General features: G+C 36.9%; 14 protein-coding genes. 3 read left to right on the plus strand and 11 right to left on the minus strand.

Annotation, left to right across the window (positions count from 1 at the left end; all coding sequences use genetic code 11):
• Nucleotides 1-80: 80 nt before the first annotated feature.
• On the minus strand, nt 81-302 hold the full coding sequence (locus FJA49_RS15455) for a (4Fe-4S)-binding protein (RefSeq protein WP_140001883.1): 222 nt from the start codon (nt 300-302) through the stop codon (nt 81-83).
• A 144-nt stretch (nt 303-446) separates the two neighbouring features.
• Here FJA49_RS15455 and FJA49_RS15460 point away from each other — a divergent pair, with 144 nt between their 5' ends.
• Nucleotides 447-2,081 carry a hypothetical protein gene (locus tag FJA49_RS15460; protein WP_140001885.1) on the plus strand — a complete coding sequence of 545 codons (1,635 nt, stop codon included), beginning with the start codon at nt 447-449 and terminating at the stop codon, nt 2,079-2,081.
• Between the two features lie 41 nt (nt 2,082-2,122).
• Here the strand turns inward: FJA49_RS15460 and FJA49_RS15465 are convergent, their stop codons facing one another.
• From FJA49_RS15465 to FJA49_RS15480, 4 genes are all read right to left on the minus strand, one after another.
• Nucleotides 2,123-2,470: a DUF6370 family protein gene (locus FJA49_RS15465; protein WP_140001887.1), complete on the minus strand. Its 348-nt coding sequence runs from the start codon at nt 2,468-2,470 to the stop codon at nt 2,123-2,125.
• Between the two features lie 7 nt (nt 2,471-2,477).
• Nucleotides 2,478-3,638 (minus strand): formate-dependent phosphoribosylglycinamide formyltransferase, encoded by a 1,161-nt coding sequence (purT, locus tag FJA49_RS15470; protein ID WP_140001889.1) that lies wholly within the window; start codon nt 3,636-3,638, stop codon nt 2,478-2,480.
• Nucleotides 3,639-3,740: 102 nt separating this feature from the next.
• Nucleotides 3,741-4,925: a pyridoxal phosphate-dependent aminotransferase gene (locus FJA49_RS15475; RefSeq protein ID WP_140001891.1), complete on the minus strand. Its 1,185-nt coding sequence runs from the start codon at nt 4,923-4,925 to the stop codon at nt 3,741-3,743.
• Nucleotides 4,926-4,955: 30 nt separating this feature from the next.
• Nucleotides 4,956-6,050, minus strand: a complete 1,095-nt coding sequence (locus FJA49_RS15480) for a fatty acid desaturase family protein (RefSeq protein ID WP_140001893.1) — start codon at nt 6,048-6,050, stop codon at nt 4,956-4,958.
• Nucleotides 6,051-6,169: 119 nt separating this feature from the next.
• Here FJA49_RS15480 and rsmG point away from each other — a divergent pair, with 119 nt between their 5' ends.
• Nucleotides 6,170-6,799: a 16S rRNA (guanine(527)-N(7))-methyltransferase RsmG gene (gene rsmG, locus FJA49_RS15485; protein ID WP_140001895.1), complete on the plus strand. Its 630-nt coding sequence runs from the start codon at nt 6,170-6,172 to the stop codon at nt 6,797-6,799.
• A gap of 217 nt (nt 6,800-7,016) precedes the next feature.
• Here rsmG and pruA read toward each other — a convergent pair whose 3' ends face one another.
• From pruA to FJA49_RS15500, 3 genes are all read right to left on the minus strand, one after another.
• The gene (pruA, locus tag FJA49_RS15490; protein ID WP_140001897.1) at nt 7,017-8,642 is read right to left on the minus strand and encodes an L-glutamate gamma-semialdehyde dehydrogenase; all 1,626 of its coding nucleotides are present in this window, start codon (nt 8,640-8,642) and stop codon (nt 7,017-7,019) included.
• A 150-nt stretch (nt 8,643-8,792) separates the two neighbouring features.
• Nucleotides 8,793-9,179, minus strand: a complete 387-nt coding sequence (gene apaG, locus FJA49_RS15495) for a Co2+/Mg2+ efflux protein ApaG (protein ID WP_140001899.1) — start codon at nt 9,177-9,179, stop codon at nt 8,793-8,795.
• A gap of 102 nt (nt 9,180-9,281) precedes the next feature.
• Nucleotides 9,282-10,532 carry a type IX secretion system plug protein gene (locus tag FJA49_RS15500; protein ID WP_140001901.1) on the minus strand — a complete coding sequence of 417 codons (1,251 nt, stop codon included), beginning with the start codon at nt 10,530-10,532 and terminating at the stop codon, nt 9,282-9,284.
• Between the two features lie 209 nt (nt 10,533-10,741).
• Between FJA49_RS15500 and FJA49_RS15505 the strand changes: the two genes are divergently transcribed.
• Nucleotides 10,742-13,552, plus strand: coding sequence for a M16 family metallopeptidase (locus tag FJA49_RS15505; RefSeq protein WP_140001903.1), 2,811 nt, complete (start codon nt 10,742-10,744; stop codon nt 13,550-13,552).
• A 70-nt stretch (nt 13,553-13,622) separates the two neighbouring features.
• On the opposite strand, the gene FJA49_RS15510 is transcribed toward FJA49_RS15505, so the two are convergent.
• The 3 genes from FJA49_RS15510 to FJA49_RS15520 form a co-directional block, all read right to left on the minus strand.
• Nucleotides 13,623-14,387 (minus strand): class I SAM-dependent methyltransferase, encoded by a 765-nt coding sequence (locus tag FJA49_RS15510; protein ID WP_140001905.1) that lies wholly within the window; start codon nt 14,385-14,387, stop codon nt 13,623-13,625.
• Complete coding sequence (map, locus tag FJA49_RS15515; protein ID WP_140001907.1) at nt 14,387-15,208, minus strand: type I methionyl aminopeptidase; 822 nt, start codon at nt 15,206-15,208, stop codon at nt 14,387-14,389. The genes FJA49_RS15510 and map overlap by 1 nt, the downstream gene beginning before the upstream one ends.
• Nucleotides 15,209-15,304: 96 nt before the next feature.
• Nucleotides 15,305-18,874: a T9SS type B sorting domain-containing protein gene (locus FJA49_RS15520; RefSeq protein ID WP_140001909.1), complete on the minus strand. Its 3,570-nt coding sequence runs from the start codon at nt 18,872-18,874 to the stop codon at nt 15,305-15,307.
• Nucleotides 18,875-18,979 lie beyond the last annotated feature (105 nt).

The following is an 18,979-nucleotide window of genomic DNA, read 5'->3' on the forward strand; positions in this document are numbered from 1 at the left end:
AAATTTTGTAAAACGTAAATTACAATCGTTGTTTTTGCGAAAATTCTAAGAATAAGGGTAGATTGATGAAGTATGCGAAATTATGACGGATTATTTTGGTAAAAGCTTAAGGCTCCTGAAGGGCATTTTTTTACTGTTTCAATAATTTTCTCGCTTGATGAGCCGTCAATTTGAATCCAGGGTCTCATTTTGGGCTGAAAAACCTGCGGATTGTTTTTGACGCAATTGTTTGAATGGATGCATTTTTCCGCTTGCCAGACAACAGTTACTTCTCCATTTGAATATTCTTTCTTATCTTCCATGGCATCCTAAATTTTAAAAGTTTATATTCAGTGTATTATAAAGGTAGAAAAAACTTTATAAATTATTCAAATAATCTGCTTTAGTAGAGGTGTAACATTTTTAATGTTCATAGACTTATTAAGCAAACTAAATAAAATACCACCATGAAAAAAACTATTTTGATTCTCTTCCTTCTTTTGATCGGCTTCTTTTTGTTTTATACGATATTGCCTGTTATCAGTTATGGCTTTGTGGGTCTGCCATTGATATTACTATTCCTTGCATTGATGGCGGTTGTGGTTTTTTCCAAAGTAGAAATAACACCAAAAGCAAGAAAACTGAATATCTTTTCAAAAACGAATAAAGTTTTGTTCTTCTTGTCTTTCGGGCTTTTGTTATATGTATTGGTTTTGCCGCTAGTAACTTCGCTTCCAATGTTTAGAAGTGGTGCCTATCAAAAACTAATAGGGAAGGTTGAAAATGGTGATGATCTTAAAAATCATATAGCGCCTATCTCTTTAGATAAAATCAGAGTAGTTGATGAAGAGCTTGCGATGCTTTTGGGCGAAAAGATTATAGGTTCGCAGCCATCATTAGGTAGTCAGACCGAGATAGGAGAGTTTACAATACAAAAGGTAAATGACGAATTGTATTGGGTAGCGCCATTATTGCATACCGGTTTTTTTAAATGGTATAACAATTCTGAAGGAACTCCGGGTTATGTGATGGTTTCTGCTACCAATGAAAGAGATGTCAAGCTAATCCAGAATGTCAACGGAAAAGCGCTTAAAATTAAATACCAGCCAGCAGCTTATTTTGGTTCAAGGATTGACAGACATGTGTATTTCAATGGTTATACGACAGTAGGATTAGAGGATTTTAATTTCGAGATTGATGATGCTGGAAATCCGTATTGGGTTGTTACCAAATACAAAAAAACGATAGGTTTTGCAGGAAATAATGCTACAGGCGTTTTAACGGTCGATGCTCAGACTGGAGAAATAAAAGAATACGATATTAACAATACACCGTTATGGGTTGATCGAATCCAGCCGATAAGTTTTATTCAGGAACAGCTTAATGATTGGGGTGAATATGTACACGGTTATTGGAATTTTTCGAATGAAAATAAATTGCAAACTACTGAAGGGCTTACTCTGGTTTATGGAGAGAATCATAAATCGTATTGGTATACCGGCTTGTCATCTGTTGGAAAAGAAGAATCGACTGTAGGATTTGTATTGGTTGACACTAGAACCAAAGAAACGACTTATTATAAGCAAAGCGGAGCTACAGAATATGCAGCGCAAAGTTCAGCCGAAGGTAAAGTTCAGGAAAAAGGATACCATGCTTCATTGCCAATTCCATATGTTATCAATAATATCCCAACTTATGTCATGACGCTTAAAGATGATGGAGGCCTGGTAAAAATGTTTGCAATGGTTTCTATAAGTGACTATACAATTGTTGGAGTAGGGAATACGATGAGAGAAACATTAATGGCTTATAAGAATGTATACAACATGGCAGATAATGGTATAAACCCGGAAAGTGTTACCAGTAAAAAGAGCGTAAAATCGGTAGTGACGAGAATCAGCAGTGATGTCAAAAACGGAAACAGTTTCTACTATTTTACTGTAAAAGATTATCCTAATATTTTTGTAGGGTCGTCTCAGTTATCTAACGAACTGCCAGTAACTGTTGTGGGCGATTCGATTTCAATTTCTTTCGATGTAGATTTAGAGGAAGTGATTGATGTTTCGAGTTTTGAAAACAAGAATATCGGAAAGAAGAAATAATAAAAAAAGCGCCTGACTCAGGCGCTTTTTTTATGCTAAGATTATTTGCTTTCAGGAAGCAATTTGAATGAAGTTGCTACAAAACGATTGTTTTTAACCTCACCTGTAACTTCTGCTTTTCTGATTTTAGAACAGAAACCATCGTTGGCATGTGAATCGCCATGGTCGTCAATTCCAGTACCATCAACAAAGTATGGTTTCCCATCAATACGAACGGCGAGGTCGCAACCATGTCCTTTCATTCCAAATTTGCACTGTCCACAGGATGCTTCCACTATTTGGGATTTTGGTGCTGCTTTTTTTGAGTTGGCCGCCTGTTTGGTGCCTGAGTTTTGTGCACTGGCTGCAAAAGATAAAAACAGGAATGCGATAGCAATGATATTTTTCATATAGAGTTTATTTTACGGTTACTAGTCTGGCGGCTTTTTTAGCTCTTTCTACTACTTCTTCTACCGGTATATCAAGAGAATCGCTTGTTAAGGCTACTCCCATTCTACGATATGGTCTTGTAGTTGGTTTGCCAAAGATTCTGAAATCGGTTTTGGCAAGTCCGGCAATTTTTTCAATGCCTTCATAAGCTGGGTTTGACGAGTTTTCTGATGCAAGAATCACAGCACTTGCCCCTGTTTTTTCTAATTTTATTTCAAAAATAGGCAGGCTCAAAATAGCTCTTAAATGCAATTCAAATTCATTAAAATTTTGTGTTCCTGCCAAAGTCACCATTCCCGTATCGTGAGGTCTTGGAGATAATTCTGAGAAATATACACCATCATCTGCCAGGAAAAATTCCACACCAAAAAGACCTGCGCCTCCTAAAGCTTCAGTAACTTTTTCTGCCATGTCTTGTGCTTCAAATAATTCTTTATCTGAAATTCGTGCTGGCTGCCAGCTTTCCTGGTAGTCGCCTCGTTCTTGTCTATGCCCAATTGGAGCGCAGAAAAGCGTCGGGTTATTGTTTTGTGTAATGGTCAGTAATGTAATTTCGGAATTGAATTTTACAAAAGCTTCTACGATAACTTCTACAACATCGCCTCGTGAACCTTCTACTGCATAGCTCCATGCTTTTTCAATATCTTCTGAGGATTTGATAGTTGACTGGCCTTTTCCGGAAGACGACATCAAAGGTTTTACCACGCAAGGAATTCCAATTTCTTCAACGGCTTTATGCAATTGCTCTGATGAAGTAGCATATCTGTAATTTGCGGTCTTCAATCCCAATTCTTTTGCTGCCAGATTGCGTATGGCTTTTCGGTTCATGGTAAAGTTGGCTGCTTTTGCAGAAGGAACCACTGTATGTCCTTGTTTTTCGTAATCGTAAAAACGCTCGGTACGGATGGCTTCAATTTCCGGAACTATAAAATCAGGTCGGTGCTTGGCTACAATCTGATCTAAAGCTTCTCCGTCAAGCATGTTGATGACTTCAAATCCATGAGCTACCTGCATGGCAGGAGCATTTTCGTAACTGTCAACAGCAATCACAGTTTGTCCGATGCGCTGAGCAGCAATTGTAAATTCTTTTCCTAATTCTCCTGAACCAAGTAATAGTATTTTTGACATTTGGTATCTTTTTTTAATAACCCTGAAAGGGTTCAAAACCCTTTCAGGGTTGTCGATAAATATAAAATAAAAAGCCCCAAGTTTCCTCAGGGCGTATTTGTTTTAAGCTAAAACTTCTTTGATTCTTCGCAAGGCTTCGGTCAGCTGCTCTTCACTGGTTGCGTAAGATAAGCGGATGCAGTTCGGATTTCCAAAAGCATCTCCTGTTACTGTAGCTACATTGGCTTCTCCTAAAAGATACATAGAAAAGTCATCTGCATTTTTGATTTCAGTTCCACGCAACGTTTTTCCAAAAAAGGAAGAGACATCAGGAAAAACATAAAAAGCACCTTCAGGAACATTTAGTTTTAAACCTGGAATTTCTTTAATCAATCCTACAACTAAATCTCTGCGATTTTTAAAAGCAGCTACCATTTCGTTTAGTACGCTTGGGTCTGCATCAACAGCTGTGATTGTTGCTCTTTGTGCTATAGAATTCGCACCGCTTGTTACCTGTCCTTGCATTTTTGTACAGGCTTTTGCAATGAATTCCGGAGCGCCAATATATCCGATTCTCCATCCTGTCATGGCAAATGCTTTTGCCACGCCATTTACTGTTACCGTTCTGTCAAACATTCCAGGGATAGACGCAATGCTGCAGAATGTTCCCGAAAAGTTGATATGTTCATAGATTTCATCAGCTACTACAAAAATATTAGGATACTTTTCCAATACTTTTGCCAAAGCAGTCATCTCTTCACGGCTGTAAACAGAACCGCTAGGATTGCATGGTGAGCTGTACCATATCATTTTTGTTTTTGGAGTAATTGCTTTTTCCAATTGTTCCGGCGTAATTTTAAAATCACTTTCTACTGTAGTAGGAACTTCTACCGGAATACCACCTGACATTTTGATGATTTCGTAATAGCTTACCCAGTAAGGAGCAGGAAGAATTACTTCGTCACCATCGTTTAGCATTACCTGCGCAACGTTGTATAGAGATTGTTTAGCGCCTGTCGAAACGACAATGTTAGCAGGGGTATAGTCAAGGTTGTTGTCTCTTTTGAATTTTCTACATATCGCTTCTTTCAGATCAGCATAACCGTCTACAGGTGGATATGTGCTGTAGTTTTCGTCAATTGCTTTTTTTGCAGCTTCTTTGATGAAGTCAGGCGTATTAAAATCAGGTTCACCTAAGCTCAAGCTGATAATGTCTTTTCCTTGTGCTTTTAATTCTCTTGCCAATGCTGCCATTGCCAAAGTCTGCGAAGTTGATAATTTGTTAATTCTATCCGATAAATGATTCATGGAAAACGTATTGTTTATTTTTTTAATCGATTATGCCATTGCCGGGTTTTGTCCTAGTTCTTTCAGGTGTTTGAAATGAGCTATGACAGCACCTCGCATGGTTTTGAATTCGTGGTAAGGCAAATTACATTCTTTTGCTGTCTGTTTTACGATTTCTGCAATTTTTCCATAGTGCACATGGCTGATATGTGGAAAAATATGATGCTCAATCTGGTGGTTTAATCCCCCTGTAAACCAATTAACAATTCTGTTTTTTGGAGCAAAATTGGCTGTAGTATACAATTGGTGAATCGCCCAAGTGTTTTCAATTTCTCCTTCTTCATTTGGAATAGGATTAGCCGTTTCTTCCACAACATGAGCTAATTGAAAAATGATACTCAAGATCAATCCAGCAGTGTAGTGCATTACCAAAAAGCCTAATAGTACTTTCCACCAAGTGATTCCCAAAATCATTGGAAGGACAAGCCAGATTGAAATATAGATGACTTTTGTGATGACCAAAACTGTCCATAATTTAGCCGGGTTTTGAGGTTCTCCATACGACAGTTTTCTTTTCAAATAGCTTCTCATTTGCTTGAAATCGGTCGTAATCGCCCAGTTAAAAGTCAATAAGCCATATAAGAATACAGAGTAGTAATGTTGAAATTTGTGGAATTTATACCATTGTGCTTCTTGTGTAAATCGGATAATTCTTCCTGCATCAAGATCTTCATCATGTCCATGAATGTTAGTATAAGTATGGTGTAGTACATTATGCTGTACTTGCCAATTGTAGACATTACCTGCTAAAATGTAAATACTGCCTCCCATAAATTTGTTCAGCCAAGATTTGTTAGAATAGGAACCGTGGTTTCCGTCGTGCATGACGTTCATTCCAACACCAGCCATCCCAATACCGATTACGATTGACAAAAGTAACATGACCCAAAAAGGCATGTTTAGAGTCAAGATTAAAAAATATGGGGTCAAGAAAATCGTAAACATGACGATAGCCTTTAGGTGTAGTTTCCAGTTTCCGGTTTTCTTGATATTATTTTCCTTGAAATAATTGTTGACGCGTGTATTCAGAGTTCTGAAGAATTTCAAGCTGTCTTGTTTGGAAAACGTTGGAATAGTGGTATTCATATAGTAATTTATAATTAATCAAAATAAGACTTCAAAGGTAAAGATTCTTGTTTATGTAAACGGATAAAAACCTAAAAAATTTCAATTTGAAAATGTTTACTTTTGTGAAAATTTTTAAAATGGAAGAAATTCTAAAATATTTCCCTAATCTATCTGATATTCAGAAACAGCAGTTTCAAAAATTAGAGGAACTTTATCACGATTGGAATGCGAAAATCAACGTTATTTCACGTAAGGATATTGATGAATTATATACAAAGCACATATTGCATTCTTTGGCAATTGCAAAAATTCAAGAGTTTGAACCGGGGACTTATGTTCTGGATGTTGGAACTGGTGGAGGTTTTCCGGGAATTCCATTGGCGATTCTTTTTCCGGAAACCCGATTTTATCTGATTGATGTTATTGCAAAAAAAATAAAGGTTGTCCAGGCTGTTACTGAGGCTTTAGAGTTGAAGAATGTAAAAGCAGAACAGATTCGCGCTGAAAATGTCAAGGGTGATTTTGATTTTATTGTGAGCCGTGCCGTTACTAATATGCCTGATTTTGTCAGTTGGGTAAGGCTGAAAATTAAAAAACAGCAAAAACACGAACTTAAAAACGGAATTTTATATCTGAAAGGCGGCGACCTGACAGAGGAATTAAAAGATTTTCCAAAAGCTACAGAATATCCTATTGCCTCTTTCTTTGATAATGAGTTTTTTGAAACTAAAAAAGTGGTCCATCTACCATTAAAGTTTAAGGGATAGTTTATAGTTGTTAGTGGATAGTTGTTAGTGGATAGTTTATAGTTGGGACTAAGGTTCTGAGGTGCTAAGGCGCTAAGGAAAAAAGAGATAAAGTAAAAAGCCGAATCTGAATCCAGATTCGGCTTTTTTATGTTTGATCAAAAATCTTTACAACTTTCGACTTTCTAACTCCGGACTATCGACTTACAACTATCCACTATCCACTATAAACTATCAATTATCCAAGAAATGGATATTTGTAGTCTGTAGCTGGAATAAATGTTTCCTTGATTGTTCTTGGAGAAACCCAACGAAGTAGATTCAAGATAGAACCAGCTTTGTCATTTGTTCCTGAAGCTCTAGCACCACCAAAAGGCTGTTGGCCAACAACAGCTCCGGTTGGTTTGTCATTGATATAGAAGTTTCCGGCTGCATTAACTAAAGCTTTTGTAGCCACATCAATTGCATAACGATCTTGAGAGAAAATAGCACCAGTCAAAGCATAAATAGAAGTTTCGTCAACTAATTTAAGTGACTCTTCCCATTTAGCATCTTCATAAACGTATACTGTCAAGACAGGTCCGAACAATTCCGTTTCCATAGTGTCGTATTTTGGATTTGTAGTAACGATTACTGTTGGTTCGATAAACCATCCTTTAGATTTGTCATAACCACCACCTACGATTACTTCAGCTTCAGAAGAAGCTTTAGCTTCATCAATAGCTTTGGCTAATTTGTCAAATGATGATTCTGAAATTACTGCAGAAACAAAATTTGAAGTGTCTTCCGGTGAACCCATCTTGAATGATTTTACATCAGCAACCAGACGGTCTTTTACAGCATTCCAGATTGAAGTAGGAATATAAGCTCTTGAAGCAGCAGAACATTTTTGTCCTTGGTATTCAAAAGATCCGCGTGTTAATGCTGTTGCAACTTCAATTGGATTTGATGAAGGGTGTGCCCATACGAAATCTTTTCCTCCGGTTTCCCCCACAATTCTAGGATATGTTTTGTATTTGCTGATATTTTGTCCAATTTTTGCCCACATGCTGTTGAATACTCCTGTAGAACCTGTAAAGTGGATTCCTGCAAAATCAGGGCTGTCTAGGATTGTGTCAGTAATCATTCCAGAATCTCCGGTAATCATGTTGATTACACCATTTGGTAATCCTGCTTTTTGGAATACTTCCATAATTACGTTTGCAGAATAGATTTGAGTTGCAGAAGGTTTCCATACTACAACGTTCCCCATTAAAGCAACACAAGAAGGAAGGTTTCCTGAAATAGCTGTAAAGTTAAAAGGTGTAATAGCGTATACAAAACCTTCTAACGGACGGTGCTCAAGACGGTTCCAGATTCCTTCTGAAGAAACAGGCTGTTGAGCATAAATTTCAGTCATAAACTGCACGTTGAAACGCAAGAAGTCAATGAATTCACAAGCAGAATCAATTTCTGCCTGGTGAACCGTTTTTCCTTGAGCAATCATTGTTGCAGCATTTATTTTAGAACGGTATGGTCCGGCTAACAATTCTGCAGCTTTCAAGAAGATAGCAGCTCTGTGTTCCCATGGCATTGTAGCCCATTTTTTACGAGCTTCCAAAGCTGATGCAATCGCTTTTTCTACAAGTGCTTTATCAGCTTGATGGTATTGTCCTAGTGTATGTTGGTGGTCAAATGGAGGGAACAATCTTTTAGTGTCTCCTGTTTTGATTTCCTCATTGCCAATAAACAAAGGAATATCGACAGTAGAATTATATAATTCTTTATACGTTTTTAAAACTTGTTCTCTTTCTGGACTTCCCGGAGCGTAAGACTTAACGACTTCGTTAACCGCTTTCGGGACGTTGTAAATTCCTTTTGGCATACTTATTTGTTTTTATATTTAATAATCAAATTTTTGCATGGCAAAGATACGAAATGAATAGGGAATTTTGAAAGAATTACCATTTTGATAACAATCGTTCAGGCAATACCTTTGATTCGTAAGAATTATAAGTTTTTATGCAGTCTACGACTAATTCAAAGCAAATGGAGCGCTTAGTCTGAAAGTTGGAACAATAACCCTAAAGCTTCTCGTTGAAGTAAAATTAATCATATTGAAATAGCCTTTCATTGCACCAAATGGAGATGAAAGAAGGCAGCCAGAGCTATAAGTGTGTGATTCACCAGGTTTAAGAACCGGTTTTTTACCAATAACACCTTCACCATCAACAAAATCTTTGTTGTTTAGGGAGTCGAAGATTTCCCAATGGCGTGACATTAGTTGGACAGAATCCTTACTATGGTTCTCGATAGTGATCTCATAACTAAAGGCAAAGTGAATCTTGTAGTTTTTGAAGTAAGTCCCTTCAAAACTAGTCAAGACAGAAATTTTAATACCTCGAGTTATTTGCGTAACCATAGAATGCTAATAATGTTTCAAAATTACAAATTTATCCTATTGGATTGGTGTTTTTGTTGCTAAATTTTGGTTAATGGTTTTAAAAACAGTTTTTTAGCTTTTTTAATTTACGATATTTTGAGAATTGGCTGTTCCTTTTCCAATCACTTTGTCATATCTTTCATTGAGACCTCGATAATAAACAATTACCTGATAATTATTTTCGGTCTGATAAAAATTTCCGTCAATAGCATTGGCATGGTCTATTTTGCCTTTTTTATCTGCAATTACATATTGGTAATTGGTAAATCCTTGCTTGATTACAATTGCTTTTTCATACATGCCTGTTTTTTGGTTGAAATCCATACGGTTTTCATCGTTTAGGGCATAATTGTTAAACATACCGTTGATATAAATGTCGCTTTTTCCATAATAACTTGGAGCGTCTAACGTGAAAAATACCCAGGCATAATCAGCTTCTATTTCGTTGTTTTGCGTGTTAAAATTACGAACCACGAAATTCCCGTTAACATCTGGGAAATAGGTGTAGACCTGATTGCCTCTTGGTTTGTTAATGTATAGATGAGGTTCGTAAAGATCTTTTGCCTGTACGTAGTTTATATTATTGACGGAAGCTCGGATTTCTTTGTTGTCGAAATATAAAAATTCATTACCACCCCAAAATTGTGTCTCCTTGTCGTATTTGTAAATCAGGTCATTCCCGATAGTGTATTGCGGCTTGACGTTATAGATGGCTTGCTTGAACTCTCCGTTTTGAAGCAGCATAACCTTAACGCTCTGCAAGGGATTAACAAAAGTTATGGAATTGGACTTGACAGCAAAGTCAAGGTTGTGCATGTAATTGATATCGCGTACATCTCTGGCTCTTTTTATTTGTAACGGAACCGACACTAAATCTTCATACAGGATGAATTTTCGCGAAAAAACCACATCTCTGTCTTCATTTAATATCTTGATAATATAATTACCGCTTACCCTAAACTGCGTAAACTTATTTGGAAACGGCAGTCGGTAATGAGAATAAAGCTGAAGCGTATTAAAGGAATTTTCATAGTCCTGAATTCTTTGGTTGTCAAATCCCTGGATGTATTCACTTTTGACCAGCTGTGATGGAGCCCAATTATAATCGCAGTGTACAATTTCATAATAATAATTGGCCTCATTTCCGTAAAGGTCATCAAATTGAAGCTGGAATCCTTCCTGAAGATTGAATATTGGAATTACATTTTGCCCGCTTTGAACAAACGAAATAGTTTTTATGTTGAAAGGCGGATCGATTTCGGTTTGGACTTGTGCCTTGCTATGGCTAAAAAACAAACAGGCTAATAAAACAATAAAATAATTCTTCTTCATCTGTTGGAAAGATTTTCGGATTTATATAATAACAAATATAAGACAAATAAAATTGTGCGAGAATTATGCCAAATTTCAGAGATACTAAAAAATTGATATAAAATACTTTAGAATAACAGATATTGTGTAAAATGTGTTAATTTTTTTACAATAAGTAGCAATATTTATAGTTATAATTCTAGATTTATAACCAAATAAATAACAAACCTATGAAGCATTACAACAAACTATTCGTGTTTTTATTGGCATTTCCAATGTCAATTTTTGCACAAGAACTTAAAGGCGATGCGCCAATTCCGTTTGACCCCACTGTGAAAACAGGAAAATTAGAAAACGGGTTGACCTATTACATCAAGAAAAATGCAAAACCAGAAAACAAGGTAGATCTGAGGCTTGTCATCAATGCCGGTTCTATTCTTGAGACCGACGAACAGCAAGGTCTGGCGCATTTTATGGAACACATGTGTTTTAACGGAACAAAACGTTTTCCGAAAAACAAGTTGGTAGATTATCTGCAAAGTATAGGAGTCAAGTTTGGGCAACACTTGAACGCTTATACTAGTTTTGATGAAACTGTTTATTTTCTTCCAATTCCTTCTGATGACCCTGAAAAGCTTGAAAAAGGATTCCAGATTCTGGAAGACTGGGCTTTCAATGCGGTTTTGACACCTGAAGAAATTGACAAAGAAAGAGGAGTGGTTTTGGAAGAGTATCGTATCGGGTTAGGTGCGGGCAAAAGGATGATGGGACGTTATATGCCGAAAATGATGCATAAATCGCATTATGCAGATCGCCTTCCAATCGGTAAGAAAGAAATTCTTGAAAATTTCAAGTATGATAAGCTAATTAGCTTTTATAAAGATTGGTATCGTCCTAATTTGATGAGCGTTATTGTGGTTGGAGATATTGATGTGGCTGCGATGGAGAAAAAGATTAAAGATCATTTTGCGTCATACAAAAATCCTAAAAATGAAAAGCCAAGAAAGATTTACGATGTTCCAAACCATAAAGAGACTTTTGTAGCAGTTGAAAGTGATAAAGAAGCTTCCTCTGCACAGGTACAGTTGATTTATAAAGATTACGATAACGCAAAACCTGTCGTGACGATTAATGATTTCAAAAAATCGTTAGTAGAAGGATTGTATTCTACAATGATCAACAACAGATTGAACGAACTTGCCAATTCACCTACGCCTCCATTTACTTATGGTTATTCGTACCACGGAGGTACATGGGCAAGAACAAAAGAAGCTTACCAGTCTTTCGCAATGTCACAGGAAGACAAACAGGTAAGTGCTTTAAAGGTTTTGGTTACTGAAAATGAAAGAGTCAAAAAATTTGGTTTTACGCAGGGCGAACTTGATCGTGCGAAGTCGGAAATCATAGCAGGGATTGAGTCTGATTATAACGACAGAGATAAAACAGAGTCCAGAAGATTTGTAGGAGAGTACCAATCGCATTTTTTGGAAAAAGAACCGGCTCCTGGAATTGAATGGACTTATAATGCAACGAAAAAACTATTACCAGCAATCGAATTGAAAGATGTAAACGGTTTAGTTAAAGATTATGTCAAAGAAGACAATAGAGTCGTGATTTTGACAGGTCCTGAAAAAGACGGGTTGAAAAAACCGACAGAGCAGGAAGTTTTGGGAGCATTAAAAATAAATGATGCTGAAATTACTCCATATACAGATACTGAAGTAGCATCAAGCCTTTTGAGAAAGGAACTGAAACCGGGAACTATTGTCAAAAAAGAGAAAAATGACAAAATTGGAACCACTACTTTATTCCTTTCCAATGGGGCAAAAGTGACTTACAAAAAAACCGATTTCAAAAATGATGAAGTTTTGATGGATGCGGTAAGTTTTGGAGGGACAAACTTGTATACTGCTGAAGAGCTAAAGAAAACGCAATTCGCAAATGGTGGATTGACCCAGGCTGGTTTCTCTGGATTGAAAGAGAATGATATCAATAAATTCATGTCTGGAAAAGTAGCTAGCGTAAATCCATACATCAGCAATACTACTGAAGGATTAAGAGGAAGCGCAACTCCAAAAGATTTAGAGTATCTGTTCCAGATGACTGTGGCATATATCACGGACCTGAATTTTGACAAAGATGCTTTTGATGGCTATAAGCAAAAACAATCTGCTTTTTTCAAAAACATGGCATCACAGCCAGGCTTTTATTTCCAGCAAGAACTATACGGGTACCTGCTTAAAGATAATCCTAGATTCTTTGGTATGATACCAGATGAAAAGGCATGGGAAACTACAGATTACCAATTGGCCTATAATAAATACAAAGAGCGTTTTGCTAACGCAGGAGATTTTGAGTTTTTCTTTGTAGGTAATATTGATGACAAAAAAATCGAAGAATATTCAGCTAAATATCTGGCAGCCTTGCCATCAAATGACAAGAAAGAAAAAGCAGTTGATGTTGGTTACAGAATGTTAAAAGGAGAGCATAAGAAAATTGTAAATAAAGGAACAGATCCAAAGAGTACTGTTAACATCATGTTCTATGGTGATACACAATATGATCCGAAAGAAGCTTTGGCAATGCAGGCTTTAGGTGAAGTGCTTTCTATCAAATTAGTTGAAGAACTAAGAGAGAATGAAAGCGGCGTGTACGGAATCAGTGCCAGAGGAAGTATGAGTAAAGTTCCAAATGGTTCGTATAATTTTTCAATCAATTTCCCATGTGGTCCAGATAATGCTGAAAAATTGACTGCTTCTGCATTAAGAGAATTACAGAAAATAATTGATAACGGGCCTCTGGCTGCTGATGTAATTAAATTTAAAGAAGCAGAACTATTGGATTATAAAAAAGACATCAAAGAAAACAGATACTGGTTGTCTAATTTTAATCGTTCGTATGTTAACGGTACTAATCCGGAAGACGTGTTGAAAATGGAGGAGAAGATCAACGCAATCACTGCAAAAGATATTCAGAATGTAGCGAAAAAGTACCTTACAAAAGATAAGGTGGTAGGTATATTGATGCCTGAAAAAAGCTAAATACTGATGAATTAAATAAAAAGCCTGATGAATTTCATCAGGCTTTTTTTATTGTTTGGTAGAACCGTAGTTATTTATAACAGACAGGGATAATTTCTCCAGCTGCCAGACAGTATTTTTCTACAAGTTCCGGACCTATTTTTTGTGTATAATCTTCTTCTATAACCGTAAATCCGATACTTCTTAATTTGTCAAAATAGTCTCTTCCATAAACACGTACGTGGTCGTACTGGCCAAAAATTCGGGCTCGTTCTTTTTGATCGGTAATTGAATTGTCTTCAAAAGTTGTTGCTCTTTTCAAATCCTGAGGAATTTGGAAAATTCCCATTCCACCGGGTTTCAATACTCTGAACAATTCCTGCATTGCTTTAGTGTCGTTCGGAATGTGTTCCAATACGTGATTGCACAAGATTATATCATAGGAATTGTCTTCAAATGGCAAATTACAGATATCCGCTTTTACATCAGCTAAAGGCGACAGCAAATCAGTTGTCGTATAATCCAGATTCTTTTGATTCCTGAAGATTTTATAAAATGCCTGTTCAGGAGCAAAATGCAATACTTTCTTAGGAGCTGTGAAAAAGTCGGTCTCGTTTTTTAAGTAGAGCCAAAGTAGCCTATGTCTTTCCAATGACAAAGTGCTTGGAGAAAGAACATTGTTGCGTTGGGTGCCATAACCATAAGGCAGAAATTTCTTGAAACTTTTTCCGTCTATAGGATCTGTATACTTTTTTCCTTTTAAAGCAAAAGCAAGAACAGGTCGTATGACATAGCTTAACCGGATCAATATCGGCCTTGGGATGGTATTTAAGACAAATCTGAAAACTTTTTTCATTAGGAAATCACCAAAGGCTGTCTTCTGAATTCGTTTTCTTCGTCGCTTTTTATTCCTAAAGCATCATAAATATAAGCAAAAGTAGAAAGCAGTTCAGGCTTCCCGTCAATCAGTGCTACATCGTGCTCGAAATGGGCGCTTGGTTTTCTATCGGCAGTAACAATTGTCCAGCCGTCTTTCAACTGCTTGATGTTTCTCGATCCAAGATTAATCATAGGTTCGATAGCAACTACCATACCTTCGATGAATAGTTTTCCACGGCCACGTTTTCCGTAATTTGGCATTTCCGGATCTTCGTGCATTTTTTTGCCAAGACCATGTCCTACCAATTCACGAACAACACCATAACCGTGCGCTTCAGTATATTTTTGAATTGCATTTCCTACATCCTCAACACGGTTTCCAATTTTAAATTCTCGTATTCCAACATAGAGAGATTCTTTGGTAACCTGTAACAGTTTTTTTGTTTCCGGAGCTATATCTCCAATTTCAAATGTGTAAGCATGGTCGCCATAAAATTCGTTTTTTAAAGCACCGCAATCTACAGAAACAACATCACCTTCTTCAATCGGACGGTTCGTAGGCAAGCCATGAACAACCTGATCGTTAACGCTGGTGAGTATTGAAGACGGACAGCCATACAAACCTAAAAAACCAGGAACAGCATCATGGTCACGAATGAACTCTTCCGCTAGTTTGTCAAGGTGCAAGGTTGTAACTCCAGGTTTGATTTCTTTTGCAATCATACCTAACGTCTTTGAAACCAAAAGAGCACTTTCGCGCATCAATTCAATTTCTTCTCTGGTTTTTTGGATAATCATAAAATTGGAATTTTATCAGTTTGCAAAAGTACTATTTTTATTTGATTCAAAACCAGACCAAATAAAAAACTGCCTTAGAGGCAGTTTCATATTGTTTTATCTTTTTAAACTAAAGTGGCTTTTGAATTCCTTTTTGATTCCGTCCTTTTCATAAATGATTTTGAACCAGTAATCGTCAGCAGGCATTGGACGGCCATTATAGATACCATCCCAACCGATACCATTTCGACGAAGGTCTGTCAGGATTTTACCATAGCGATCAAAAATGTAAATGTTCGAAATGTCTAATGATGTTCTTCCGCCTATATTCCAGGTGTCGTTAAATCCGTCACCATTTGGAGTGAAATATTTTGGATAATCAACGACTACAATACGGGTGCTTATCTCGCCACAGCCATATCTGTTTCTCACTTTTAGAGTATGGATTCCTTCTTTGATATTGTTAAATACATTACTGTCCTGCCAACCATTGTCATCAATCATGTATTGGAAGTCTGGTGATTGAGGCGTAACAATTGCAGTAACTTTACTGTCGGATTCAAAAGTAATCTGTTCTGCAGGATCGCCTATTATTGAAAATGGAATCAAAGAGTTTTTAGCCGTGAAATTTATGATTCGGGAGCAAAGCGCCACGTTGGTCGTATTTGTGATTTTAACAGAATAATCTCCTTGTATAGATGTAGTGAAAGTACTTCCTGTTTCAGAAGAAATCAGGTTGGCAGCATTTGCATCATGGCCGTTATACCATTCAAAATCGTAATCAGTTTCAAATAATTGCGTGTCTATAAATGCTGGAGTAACGACATTATTGTAGATGTCCTTGCATATTCTATACGGATACCCTTGTATATTGTTAGCTGGAATTGGCCTTACAAACAATTCCAATTCGAGTATCGTATAACAAGCCTCTCCACTTTCGCTGTTTATATTTATTTTGCTATTTAGGCGCACATATATTTTTTGGTAGGAAATAACTGTATTGGTAAAATTAGCCGGATCAGGAATCGTATTGTTAGAGTTGCTCTGCGCATCAGCTTCACGGATGTAGTATCTGAACTGAATTGTGTTTAGAGGAGTTGTTCCCGCCATCTGAGCCTGCCTTTGCGTAAGGTTGAATTGATAGAAACCGCTATCGTCGCAAGCTTCTATATCATCTGGATTGGTTGTGCTACCCGGACTTCCTACAACATTTAGTTTTAGAGTTGTTGTTGAAAAGCAGTTATTTCCTGTTGGATCAACAACTTTAATAGAGATTGTTTTTGAAACCGAATTATAAGGATTCGTAACTGTTATAGGTGTGTCTGATGCCAAATCAGCTGGAGTCTCATAAAAGAAAACCCTGTAGTTTGTGTTTCCGGAGGTAATTTGTGAAATTCTGCTGTCAAGATTAAAATCAGCTGTAGTGCTACCACAAATCGTAATCTGGTCAGGAGTGGTAATTGTCGGATTTGCAAATACACGAATGTCAAAATTTGCGATAGAAAAACATTGCGTAGCAGTATCGAACTGACGTACAAAAATTGTTTTTGTTCCTATTGTAAGTGGCAAAGCAGTGTTTTTGTTTATGGCAGCCGTGTTGTTACGAGCATTATCAAATGTGTTAAAATAGGTAAGGCGTACGGTCGGATTCAGTCCGACTAATATGTCACTGTCTTTATTCGCAAGGATAATGGTTTCTGTCTCGCATGCATTGATTGGAGTAATTGCATTCTGTGCTGGGCTAGCATGTATTTCTACTTTAAAAGTTCCTATTCCTGCACAATTGTTATTGGTCTCTATTCGGGCATAAATTGTTGAAATGCCTATTGGTATTTGAGAAGAATTGGTAAGTGCATTTTCTTCTACGGAAGCATCTATTTCATTGCTATAAAAAGCAATATCAACATTGGTTGTGGGGAAAGAAGCGCCTTTTATTGTTGCTCTTTTCGAATTAAAATCAATAAATCCATAATTAGCATTTAATTCAGGGCAAACTGGTGCCATATCTGTATAATTAGCAACGCTGGTAGGGCTGATGGTAAGATTAATTATTGCTACATTCGACGTACAGATAGGAGTGTGCGTTGGATTTATTCCCGTAACATAAATATTTTGTGTGAAAGGGATGGTATTGGTGAAAGAGTTAGGTGTGGTTATCTGCTGAGTCAAACCGGCATCTAAAAAATAGCTTAAGGTAAGAGATGAGTCACCATTTGTCAAGCTATTGTAAGCTTGCGTAAGATTTATAACTGCAAATCCATCATTGTTTGGTGAAATATAATCACACTGCTGCAATGCCACTGGCGTTGTTAAAAGAGGCTTGGCATTAATTGTGATAGATACTGCATTTGAAGAAGTAGCACATAATCCTTGTTCTGTTGCTTCTAAAACATAAAATGATGTGGTGTTGGCATTTTGGCCTGCTAAAGAAACAGTATGAGTACTTGATGTGGCTCCCGGTATTAAATTACCATCTTTATACCATTGGTAAGTTACATTGGTAAGATTGGCGGTATTGGCAATAGCGGAAGTGATCTGATAAGTGTCATTTTCGCAAATTGTCTGATTATCTGATATGGTGACTTGTGGCGATTCGTAAATCGAAATAGTGTTGGAATCAAAAGGAGGGCATCCAGCATTTGAAATCCTGACAAAATAATTGCCGGGTAAAGTTGGAGTGAAAGTAGAACCGCTTGCTCCTGGAATAGATGTCAAATTTCGAAACCATTCATAAGTATAAGCCTGTACTACTGTATTGTTATCGACCGTCTGTAAAACTGGATTGCTAGCCAAACATTGTGTATTGGTATTTTGTAGTGTCATGTTGGGAGCTGTAAAAAACTTTAGGTCTATTTCAGCATCGCTAACTTCGAGGTCATTCGGGTTGACAGTAGGGTCTGTACTGTCATATGCAGTAGTCTCTACTTTATAGAGGCCGCTATCGGATACGGTAAGTGTATTGGTGTTGGAGAGTGAATTTGCAATTGTGTTAAGTAATATGCCGTCTTTATACCATTTGTAGTTAAATCTTAAATCACTCACATTTCCTGGAAAATCTGTTACATCAATTGTAGCCACAAGGTCTTTGGTGTCAGGCTTGCAATAATTGAGTTGTGTAATGTCGTTTCCGGTATTGTCTTTTATTTTGACCGATGAAAGAAAACTACAATCGGAACTTCCGCTGCCGCCGGTCTGCGTAATCGTAATCTGGCCCGGAGAGTTTGAATAATTGTCAACCAAAAGAATATATATTTCTCCGGCTAAAGCATTTCGGAGAGATACATTTTCTATACCATTAGGAGACCAGCTGCAGTCTACTTCTTTTGGTCTGTTTAATTGACTACAGACATTATTTAAATCGTTAAAAGGTCCCCATAAAACGAAATCAACATCAGTAGAAGTACCTACATTGTTGACTTGGGAAATTCGTAAAAAGATGTCCCCGCTCGTTTTTATTTTCATAAAAAACCATGTTGGGCCTCTGAAATTTTCCCCAATACAAGTCGTGTTAAAAGTTTCTCCGCTGGTATTATTGGTTGAATTAGTAAAAGGAATACTTGTTGCGCAGGATTGGTAGCGCTCAAAATTAGCTTGTAATTCAGCGCAAGATGGTGCGCCTCCTTGGGAATAAGCTATTTCTGCCGTTAAAAAAAGAATAATAAGTAAAAGCCTGTTCAATGATTTCATGTTTAAAAAAGAAACAACCTGTGAAATTTAATTGTTTTCAATGCGAAAATAATCAGATTATTTTTATTTTTTTAAAATTCATAACAATATTCTTCTGGCTTTCTG

The organism is Flavobacterium microcysteis (genome assembly GCF_006385255.1).
GTDB classification, from domain to species: domain Bacteria; phylum Bacteroidota; class Bacteroidia; order Flavobacteriales; family Flavobacteriaceae; genus Flavobacterium; species Flavobacterium microcysteis.

Excerpts from the sequence above, each read along its gene's own strand:
- FJA49_RS15455 (WP_140001883.1), bottom strand. The coding sequence starts at position 302 with ATGGAAGATAAGAAAGAATATTCAAATGGAGAAGTAACTGTTGTCTGG.
- FJA49_RS15460 (WP_140001885.1), top strand. The coding sequence starts at position 447 with ATGAAAAAAACTATTTTGATTCTCTTCCTTCTTTTGATCGGCTTCTTT.
- FJA49_RS15465 (WP_140001887.1), bottom strand. The coding sequence starts at position 2,470 with ATGAAAAATATCATTGCTATCGCATTCCTGTTTTTATCTTTTGCAGCC.
- purT (WP_140001889.1), bottom strand. The coding sequence starts at position 3,638 with ATGTCAAAAATACTATTACTTGGTTCAGGAGAATTAGGAAAAGAATTT.
- FJA49_RS15475 (WP_140001891.1), bottom strand. The coding sequence starts at position 4,925 with ATGAATCATTTATCGGATAGAATTAACAAATTATCAACTTCGCAGACT.
- FJA49_RS15480 (WP_140001893.1), bottom strand. The coding sequence starts at position 6,050 with ATGAATACCACTATTCCAACGTTTTCCAAACAAGACAGCTTGAAATTC.
- rsmG (WP_140001895.1), top strand. The coding sequence starts at position 6,170 with ATGGAAGAAATTCTAAAATATTTCCCTAATCTATCTGATATTCAGAAA.
- pruA (WP_140001897.1), bottom strand. The coding sequence starts at position 8,642 with ATGCCAAAAGGAATTTACAACGTCCCGAAAGCGGTTAACGAAGTCGTT.
- apaG (WP_140001899.1), bottom strand. The coding sequence starts at position 9,179 with ATGGTTACGCAAATAACTCGAGGTATTAAAATTTCTGTCTTGACTAGT.
- FJA49_RS15500 (WP_140001901.1), bottom strand. The coding sequence starts at position 10,532 with ATGAAGAAGAATTATTTTATTGTTTTATTAGCCTGTTTGTTTTTTAGC.
- FJA49_RS15505 (WP_140001903.1), top strand. The coding sequence starts at position 10,742 with ATGAAGCATTACAACAAACTATTCGTGTTTTTATTGGCATTTCCAATG.
- FJA49_RS15510 (WP_140001905.1), bottom strand. The coding sequence starts at position 14,387 with ATGAAAAAAGTTTTCAGATTTGTCTTAAATACCATCCCAAGGCCGATA.
- map (WP_140001907.1), bottom strand. The coding sequence starts at position 15,208 with ATGATTATCCAAAAAACCAGAGAAGAAATTGAATTGATGCGCGAAAGT.
- FJA49_RS15520 (WP_140001909.1), bottom strand. The coding sequence starts at position 18,874 with ATGAAATCATTGAACAGGCTTTTACTTATTATTCTTTTTTTAACGGCA.